This is a genomic window from Actinophytocola sp. (genome assembly GCF_049647105.1).
GTDB lineage: Bacteria > Actinomycetota > Actinomycetes > Mycobacteriales > Pseudonocardiaceae > Actinophytocola.
Window position 1 is genome coordinate 1 of the sequence record NZ_JBARWZ010000224.1, and the last position, 8,788, is coordinate 8,788.

Below are 8,788 nucleotides of genomic sequence, written 5' to 3' on the forward strand. Positions count from 1 at the left end.
GGCGGGGGGTGTCGTCCGGCGGGAAGCCGTTGCGGGCGGCGCGGCGTCCGGAGCGGGGAGCGTCGTCGCGGGGGAAGTCGGGGGCGTCGCCGCCGAGTGCGTCGGCGATCGACGGTGGGGGTGGCGCCTGGCGGCGGCCGGAGCCCTCCGGACCCTGTCTGTCCTGACGGGCGCGGCGGCCGTTCATCAGGGTGTTCTGCTGCAAATGCTGTGGGTCGACCGGGCTCAGGTCCGACCTCGACGCGGAGTGCTTCTGCACGAGATCCGCCACGGACAGGCCGCCACCGGCTTCCATGGAGCGCCTACGGCGCTTCGGTTTCTCTTCCCCGGAGGGAGGCTCCTCGCGGCGATGCCTTCTGCCGTACTCGTGCGGATCGTGGGTGCCGCCGAGGCGTTCGTCGTCGGGCACCCGGACTCCTCTCACCTCGTGTACGGGCCACACATCGTGGCTCTTTCTTTATCAAGACGTTGTGGACTGCAACCTGGTTGCGAACCCATCGTGTCCTAGCCGCGCCCGATAGTACGGACGGTTGGCACTTCTGACGACTGCCGACCGAAATTTGCTCACTATCAGTGGGCAACTAGCCCCAGTCGGATAGCCCGATCGGGGTATCGCCCCTCACGGTGTCAAATGTTACCGAACCGACGCAAGAGTGCGGTCACGATGGCCGAATCTAGCCACGCCGACGTCGCTGCCCGGCCGCCCCGGAGAGGCGAACCTGACCTCCGACACGGTAGGCGACGCTGTTCCGGCCGGACTGCTTGGCCGTGTACAACAGCCCGTCCGCGAGCCGGAGTTGCTGCTCGGGGCTGGTGACGCCGCTGGTCCCGGACTCGTGCGCGACACCTATGGAAATAGTCACACGAAGGCCGCGGACGATCGAGGACCACGCGAACTGCTCGATGCGGGCCCGCGCCGCCTCGGCGACCGCCCACGCGGCGGCGCCCTCGAGCCCAGGCAGCATGAGCACGAACTCCTCGCCGCCGTACCGTGCGCAGAACCCGCCCTCCGGCAGGCCGACCTGCAGTAACTCCACGACCTGCTGCAGTACCCGGTCGCCGACGAGGTGGCCGTAGGTGTCGTTGACACGCTTGAAGAGGTCGAGGTCGACGAGCGCAACCGCGAACTCGCCGGATGGCTCGTCGACCGCCATCAGCCGCTGGTCGAGATAGCGGCGGTTGTAGCTCGCGGTGAGCGCGTCGCGATAGCTCTGCTCACGGGCTTCCGCGTGTTCGCGGCGCAGCCGCGCGACCTCCTGCCGGAACTGCTCCGGCACCTGGGGCGGCTGCTCCGCCGTGGCGAGGTCCAGCGCGTGCCGGAGGTGCTCGTACGCCTGCCGCCACTCGCCGCGGGACGCCAGCAGGGAGGCGATCGACTGGTGCAGTTCGACCAGGCTCATCTCCTCTGACTGGATACGGGCTTCGGTCCGGGGCTCGGCACGAGCGTCCGCTCTCGGCTCCAGTCGCCGGGACGGATGCTGAATCGGTACAGTCGGCTCGTTGATCCTGCGTTCCCGCCACCTGGCGTCCCGCTGAACCGGCTCGGGCTGGGTGTCCAGCACCGCCATCGCGCTCACCTCCCTCCTTGGTCTGTTTCGACGGGAGGGACAGCGGTCTTGAGATGTTCACGGGTGCGTGTTCGGATTTCCCCCTACTGGTGGAACTGCGACTGCTCCGAACCAGTGACGACTACTCCCGGTCGGTTCGCAGAGCGCACAACCGCAGCCGTTTCTCGCGGTCCACCGTCACTGATCGGTGGGACAGGGCGCGAACCCGTAGGCCTTGTCGTCGAGCACGACCACCCGTTGCGAGCCGATCTGCTCGCCGAGCAGCGCACCGCCGTCGTCGCGGATGCTGACCGAAACACCGAGCACGTACACCAGTCCACGTGGGTGTGTCGCGTTGCGACCGGCGTCGGGCGGCACCCAGTCCGGGTCCACCCGCAGTGTGGACATCGCGGGGTCGATGGTGAGCGTGAGCCTGCCCAGATCGCACAGTTCGTCCGCATAGTCCGGATGCTGGCTGCGGCGCAGGAAGTCCCGTTGCGTATCGGGCCCTTCGGCGCCCGCCTCGTTCAGGTCGGCGAAGTAGTCCTGCACGAGCTCCCGGTCATCGTCCGGTGAGGCCGCCGGCACGGGCACGCCGGTCACTGCCGAGCTGCAGCCCGCGATCAACAGGCCGGCGAGCCCGAGGACGGCGAACAGGACGCGGCGCATGTCGTTCCCCCGGAGTAGTGCGGTGTGCTTTCCAGGCTAGCCGTGCTCAGGCAGGTTCGATGCGGCAACGGCACTGGCATGGCGCAGCGGCGTGCCCTCGCGTGACAACGAGCCGCACCCGTCAGCCCGCCCTGCCATCAGCCAGCCGCGGTCCGCGGCCTTGACCCCGGCCTGGAAACGGCTGCGTGCGCCGAGCCGGTTCATGATGTCGGCGACCATGCGGCGCACGGTCCGCACCGACACCCCGAGGCGTGCCGCGGCGGACTCGTCGGTGCTGCCCGAGGAGAGCAGCGACAGCAGCTCCTTCTCCCGCGCGTTCAGCTCGGCGGCGTCCGGCAGCTCCGCCGGGCTCATCGGGACCGAGGACAGCCACACCCGCTCGAACAGCTCGGTCGTCGTGGTGACCACGCTCGACAGCTGGAACACGGCGGTGGACAGCGAGCGACCGTCCTCGGTCCGGTCCACCGGCAGCACCACGACCGACCCGTCGATCACCAGCGCGTCGGTCGGCACGGCAGGCACTGTGCGGGTGTCGGCACCGGCGAGCGTGAGCGTGCCGAGCCGGGTCGCGAGGACCGGCGCGGTGCGGGCGGCGTCCGGCACGAGCACCCGGTACCGCACGCCGCGGCGCAGGTTCTCGTGATCGATGCGCCTCGGCCCGCGGATCGGGTCGTGGGCGGCGACCGGCATCGTGCTCATCACGAGCACCTCGCGGCGCGCGGACCCGAGCAGCGCCTCGACACCGGCGCCGGACGGGCAGCGGGCTGCGTGGCCCGCGCGGTGGGGCACGGTCATGGCGAGAACGGTATGGATGTCGAGCCGGGACCAGTCCCACGCGTGCCGTGCGTAGTCAGCCGCCCGAGTGCATCATGTCCGCGCCCGCGGGCACGGTCGGGTCGTCGGGGTCGTCGAGCCAGCCGTACGGCAGCGTGACCTTGCCCGACGAACCCTGGCGGCCACGCGGGCCCTCGCCGGTGGTCGGGAACGGGGTGTCGTGGTCGAGCTCGCCCAGGTAGTCGTCGAGTTCCGCCATGGCGGTCACCATCGCGAACCTGCGGCGCAGCTCCGACCCCACCGGGAAGCCCATGAAGTACCACGCCATGTGTTTGCGCAGGTCACGCATGCCCTTCTCCTCGCCGTCGTGTTCGACGAGGAGTTCGGCGTGGCGGCGCAGGACGCGCGCGACCTCGCCGAGTGGCGGGCCGTCGGGCACCGGGCGGCCCTCGAACGCGGCCTGCAGCTCGCCGAACAGCCACGGGCGGCCGAGGCAGCCTCGGCCGACGACGACGCCGTCGCAGCCGGTCTTCTCCACCATCGCGAGCGCGTCGGCCGCCGTGAAGATGTCGCCGTTGCCCAGCACGGGAATGGTCGTGACCGCTTCCTTCAGCCGCGCGATGTGCGTCCAGTCCGCCTGGCCCGAGTACCGCTGCGCCGCGGTCCGCGCGTGCAGTGCCACCGCGACCGCGCCCTCCGCCTCGGCGATCCGGCCCGCGTCGAGGTAGGTGTGGTGGTCGTCGTCGATGCCGATGCGGAACTTCGCGGTCACCGGGATGTCGCCCGCCGCGTCGACCGTGGCGCGGATGATGTTCGCGAACAGCTTCCGCTTGTACGGGAGCGCGGCGCCGCCGCCCTTGCGGGTGACCTTGACGACCGGGCAGCCCCAGTTCGTGTCGATGTGGTCGGCGAGGCCCTCGCCGACGATGATCTTCACGGCCTCGCGCATGGTGGCCGGGTCGACGCCGTAGAGCTGCACGGACCTCGGCGACTCGCTCGGGTCGAACGTCATCATGTGCCACGTCTTGGGGTCGCGGATGACGAGCGCCCGCGCGGTGATCATCTCGCACACGTACAACCCGGCGCCGTACTCGCGGCACAGCATCCGGAACGCCACGTTGGTGATCCCCGCCATCGGGGCGAGCACCACCGGCGGGTCGACCTGGTACGGGCCGATCCGCAGCGCTGGGGTGACTGCTGCCATGCCTCCATTGTGAGCGGTCTTCTCGACCGGTCGCGCCGGGGTCACTGGAACAGGCCGCGCACGTCCTCCGCCGTCAGTGCCGGACCGAAGATCTCGCCGTCGTCCATGACGTTCGTGAACAGCTGCGCCTTCCTCCTCTGCAGAGCCACCACCTTCTCCTCGACGGTGTCCCGCGCGATCAGCCGGTAGACCATCACGTTGCGGCTCTGCCCGATGCGGTGCGTCCGGTCCACCGCCTGCGCCTCGGTGGCCGGGTTCCACCACGGGTCCAGCAGGAAGCAGTAGTCCGCCTCGGTCAGGTTCAGCCCGAACCCGCCCGCTTTCAGGCTGATCAGGAACACCGGCGCGGCGCCGTCCTTGAAGCGGGCCAGCACGTCGGCCCGGTTCCTGGTCCGGCCGTCGAGGTAGCAGTACTCGACGCCCTCGGCCGCCAGCCGGGCCCGCACGATCGACAGGAAGCCGGTGAACTGGCTGAACACCAGCGCCCGGTGCCCGCCGTCGATCACGTCCCGCAGCTGCTCGACCAGCGCGTCGACCTTGGCCGACGGCATGCCGGCGTGTTCGTCGTCGACCAGCCCGGCGTGCAGGCAGAGCCTGCGCAGCGCCGTCAGCGAACTCAGGATCGAGAACCGGTTGCGGTCCATGTCGTCCAGCAGCCCCAGCACCTTCTGCCGTTCCCGCTGCAGCACCGTCTGGTACAGCTTGCGGTGGCGCGGGTGCAGGTCCACCTCCAGCACCTGTTCCAGCTTGGGTGGCAGGTCCTTCGCCACCTGTTCCTTGGTGCGCCGCTTCATCAGCGGCCGCACCCGCCGCCGCAGCCGCGCCAGCAGTTCGGTGTCGTTCTCCTTCTCGATCGGCCGCGCGTAGTAGTCCTTGAACCGGGCAGGGCTGGGGAACAGGCCGGGCGCGGTGATCGACGTCAGCGACCACAGCTCCATCAGGTTGTTCTCCATCGGCGTGCCGGTGATCGCGAACTTGGCCTCGGCGGGCACCCGCCGCAGGCACTGGTAGACCTTCGACTGGTGGTTCTTGGTGTACTGCGCCTCGTCCATGATCAGGCCCGCCCACGTGGCCGCCGCGTACGCCTCGACGTCAAGGCGCAGCAGCGTGTACGAGGTGACGACCACGTCGGCGTCGGCGTCGAGCGGCTGCCCGCGTTTGGTGACGGTCGCGACCCGCAGGCCGGGGGCGAACCGCGCGGCCTCGGCGGCCCAGTTGCCCACCACGCTTGTCGGCGCGACGATCAGGAACGGGGCGTCCGCGTCGGCGTGGCAGATCAACGCCAGCGACTGCAGTGTCTTACCCAGTCCCATGTCGTCGGCGAGGATGCCGCCGAGCCGGTGCGCCCAGAGGAACGCCAGCCACTGGAAACCGTCCACCTGGTAGGGCCGCAGCGTGGCCGTCAGGGTGGCGGGCACCGGCACCTCGGGCACCGACTCGATCGACAGCAGCCCGTTCACGGCCCGCTTCCACGCCGCCGCCTGGCGCTCCACCACGCCGAGCTGCGTCAGCTCGTCCCACAGCCCGGCCTGGTAGCGGCTGATCCGCAGCGTGCCGTCGGACGCCTCGTGCAGCGACCGCGCCTCCTCGATCAGGTCGCGCAGCGCCCGCAGCTCCGGCTTCTCCAGCGAGAAGTACGCGCCGTCTGGCAGCAGCAGGTGCGACCTGTCCCTGGCCAGCGCCAGGAACACGTCGAGGAAGGGCACCTCCCGGTCCTCGGCCCGGATGGTGACGCCGAGGTCGAACCAGTCGCTCTCGCCCGCCATCGCGGTCGCCGACAGGCCGATCGTCAGCGAGTCGCCGACCTCGCGGTAGCCGGGTGGTTCGCCGACCGCCTCGACGAGCACACCTGGCCTGTCGAGCAGCGGCAGCACCTCGGTGGTGAACAGCATCGTGTCGATGCCCCGGACGCGGCCCGGTTTCAGGCGCCGGCCGTGGCGCAGCCCGAACCTCTCCAGCGGCAGGTCGTCGAGGTCGGCCAGCAGTGCCGACTCCCCGGCGAGGTCGCGGTGCGCGGTGACGGGCCCCTCCGGCGCGGTGTGCGCCCGCCGGTCACCGATCCGGTACGCCCACTCCCACCACAGCTCAAGCCGGTGCCCGTCGCCGTAGACCGCGTGCAGCACCAGGGTCGGCGGGGAGATCTCCGGCGGGGTGAACGACCCGTCGGACGAGACGACCGTGGCGAGCCGCCGTAACCGCGGGTAGTACTCGTCGGTGAACTTCTCCAGCCCGGTGCCGGGCACGGTGATCCGCGCGCCGTCGAGCGCGACCTGCCGCGCCACCGGGGTGACGACCAGGTCGGCGCCGGTGCGCGTGATGTCGAAGGCGGACAGCGACCGCGCGATCGCCCCGCCCCGGGTGGTGGCGCCGTCCAGTACCGCGTCGAGCGACTGTTCCCAGGTCAGCGGGCGGCCGGTGGCCGTGAGGCCCGCCGCGGTCAGCACCAGCGCCACGGCGTGCTTGCAGTCCATGCCCACCGGGCAGCTGCACTCGCCTTCCGCGAACTCGAGCGCGGGCCCACGGCCGGACCTGAAGTAGACGGTCGTCTCGTACACCTCGTCGTACGAGCCGTGCACGCTGCCCTGCACCGCGCATTCGGACTCGTCCCACCGCAGCGCGATGACCGCGCCCTTGTGGGCGTACTTCACACCGCGGGCATAGGACGACGGCCCCGCCGCCTCCCTGAGGCCGGAGAGGTCGACACCGGACAGCAACGCCGTCTGCATGCGGGCCAAGCTAGTGGGTGGCACCGACAATCCCGGTCCGCCGCGCGGCGGGCGCCGCCGGCAGCCACACCACACCGAGGCACGCCACCGATCGGGGGCAACGTTGATGGCCTTCGAGATGACCCCGCCCACCTTGCCCGGGACCGGTCCCAGCGGCCTCGACCCATACTGACAACCATCGGACCCGGGGAGGTCGCAATGGAGGGGAGCACCCTGATCGCCGACGGCCGGCGGTTGTCGAGCAGCCACGACAGCCTGGCGTTCGGGGTGCCCCGCTCCGCCCCCGGTGCGATCTACGCACTCGCGATCAGCGGCGGTTTCGCCGTCGGCCCGAGTGACGGGCGGACCGTCGTGTTCGGCCGCAACAAGCCGGAGGTGCACGTCTGCATCGGCGAGGACGACCGGCGCGTCAGCCGCAGGCACGGCCTGCTGACCTGCCAGGACGGCCGCTGGTGGGTGAGCAACACGGGCCGGCTGCCGATCCGGCTGCCCGATTCGCAGTGGCTGTTCAGCGACGAGGAGTCGCTGCCGCTCGCCGCCGGGTACACGCCGTTGTTCGTGCCGGGCACCCGTGGCCGCGAGCACCTGCTCGAGCTGTACGTGGCCGGTGCCGACGGCGCCCGCCCCGCGCCGAGGCCGGGGGACGTCACCGAGCCGCCCCGCACGTGGCGGCTGCGGGCCGACGAGCGGCTGGTGCTGATCGCGCTCGGCCAGCGTTATCTGCGCCACGAGTCCGACCCGCAGCCGATGGGCCGCCAGCAGGTCGCCGATCAGCTCAACGACCTGCGGCCCGGCACGTGGACCGCGCGCAAGGTGGAGCACACGGTCACCGCCGTGCGTGCGCGGCTGTCGAAGTCGGGGGTGCCGGGACTGACCCGTGAGGAGGTCGGCGAGCCGGTCGGCAACAAGCTCAACGACAACCTGCTGCGTGAACTGCTGCTGTCGACCACCCTGGTGCCGCCGGACCTGCGCGTGATCGAGACCGCGGGCGACGATGCCGGGGAGCAGGAGAGATGACCGACTTCCCGCCGCGCCCGTTGCCGCCGTCACCAGGCGGACTCGCCGGCGGGGTCCCGCCTGCGCCGCCCGGCAGCCTGTTCGTGCTCGCGGCGGGAGGCGGGTTCGCCGCGCCACCCCGGCCGGCGTTCGAGGTCGTGTTCGGCCGCAAGGAACCCGACGTGCACGTGTGCATCGGCCCGGACGACCCGAGGATGAGCCGCTTCCAGGGCCGCATCACCCGCGGCGGCACCGACTGGTGGCTGCGCAACGATGGCAAGCTGCCGATCCGCCTGCCACAGTCCCGCTTCCTGCTTACCGGCAACGAGATCGCGCTCGCCGAGGGCTACAGCGCGTTGTTCATCCGCACGTCGAAGCGCCGCGAGCACCTGCTCGAGGTGCGGGTGATCGGCGCGGGCCGCAGGGACACGCTCGTCGGCACCGAGGACCCGACCGACACGGCCGAGCCGGAGAGCTGGGCGCTCGACAGCACGGAACGGCTGGTGCTGACCGCGCTCGCGCTGCGGTACCTGCGGCAGGAACCGCACCCGCAGCCGCAGTCGTGGAAGCAGGTCGCGCTCGACCTGAACAACGCGGCGGGCACCCGGTCGGACTGGACGCACAAGCAGGCCGCGAACGTGGTCCTGAGGGTCCGCGAACGGCTCATCCCCTACGTCGAGGGGCTGCGCCTCGAGGACTGGGGCGACCCCGCGGGCAACATGGTCAACCACCAGCTGATCCAGGAACTGCTCCAGAGCGCCGCCCTGCGCCCACCGGACCTGCGCCTCCTGGAAACCGGCATCGACTGACCACCCGGTCAACCCGATGCCGAGCCGGTGGTTTCGTGCACAGGGGGTGTGCACGAAACCACC

7 protein-coding genes and 1 pseudogene are annotated in these 8,788 nt (G+C 70.9%); 2 read left to right on the forward strand and 6 right to left on the reverse strand.

Annotated features, from left to right (window positions below; translation table 11 throughout):
• From WBA97_RS26745 to WBA97_RS26770, 6 genes and pseudogenes are all read right to left on the reverse strand, one after another.
• Positions 1-409: pseudogene (locus WBA97_RS26745) on the reverse strand (hypothetical protein); the annotation flags it as partial.
• A 265-nt stretch (positions 410-674) separates the two neighbouring features.
• Entirely contained in the window at positions 675-1,577 is a 903-nt protein-coding gene (locus WBA97_RS26750; RefSeq protein ID WP_424233685.1) for a GGDEF domain-containing protein, read from the reverse strand.
• A gap of 168 nt (positions 1,578-1,745) precedes the next feature.
• Complete coding sequence (locus WBA97_RS26755) at positions 1,746-2,216, reverse strand: hypothetical protein (protein ID WP_424233686.1); 471 nt, start codon at positions 2,214-2,216, stop codon at positions 1,746-1,748.
• A 36-nt stretch (positions 2,217-2,252) separates the two neighbouring features.
• Positions 2,253-3,011, reverse strand: a complete 759-nt coding sequence (locus WBA97_RS26760; protein WP_424233687.1) for a LuxR C-terminal-related transcriptional regulator — start codon at positions 3,009-3,011, stop codon at positions 2,253-2,255.
• A gap of 55 nt (positions 3,012-3,066) precedes the next feature.
• Positions 3,067-4,194 (reverse strand): tRNA dihydrouridine synthase DusB, encoded by a 1,128-nt coding sequence (gene dusB, locus WBA97_RS26765; RefSeq protein ID WP_424233688.1) that lies wholly within the window; start codon positions 4,192-4,194, stop codon positions 3,067-3,069.
• A 41-nt stretch (positions 4,195-4,235) separates the two neighbouring features.
• On the reverse strand, positions 4,236-6,920 hold the full coding sequence (locus tag WBA97_RS26770; RefSeq protein WP_424233689.1) for a DEAD/DEAH box helicase: 2,685 nt from the start codon (positions 6,918-6,920) through the stop codon (positions 4,236-4,238).
• A gap of 198 nt (positions 6,921-7,118) precedes the next feature.
• Between WBA97_RS26770 and WBA97_RS26775 the strand changes: the two genes are divergently transcribed.
• The gene (locus WBA97_RS26775) at positions 7,119-7,937 is read left to right on the forward strand and encodes an FHA domain-containing protein (RefSeq protein ID WP_424233690.1); all 819 of its coding nucleotides are present in this window, start codon (positions 7,119-7,121) and stop codon (positions 7,935-7,937) included.
• Positions 7,934-8,725, forward strand: coding sequence for an FHA domain-containing protein (locus WBA97_RS26780; RefSeq protein ID WP_424233691.1), 792 nt, complete (start codon positions 7,934-7,936; stop codon positions 8,723-8,725). Before WBA97_RS26775 ends, WBA97_RS26780 begins: the two co-directional genes overlap by 4 nt.
• The last annotated feature ends 63 nt before the right edge of the window (positions 8,726-8,788 follow it).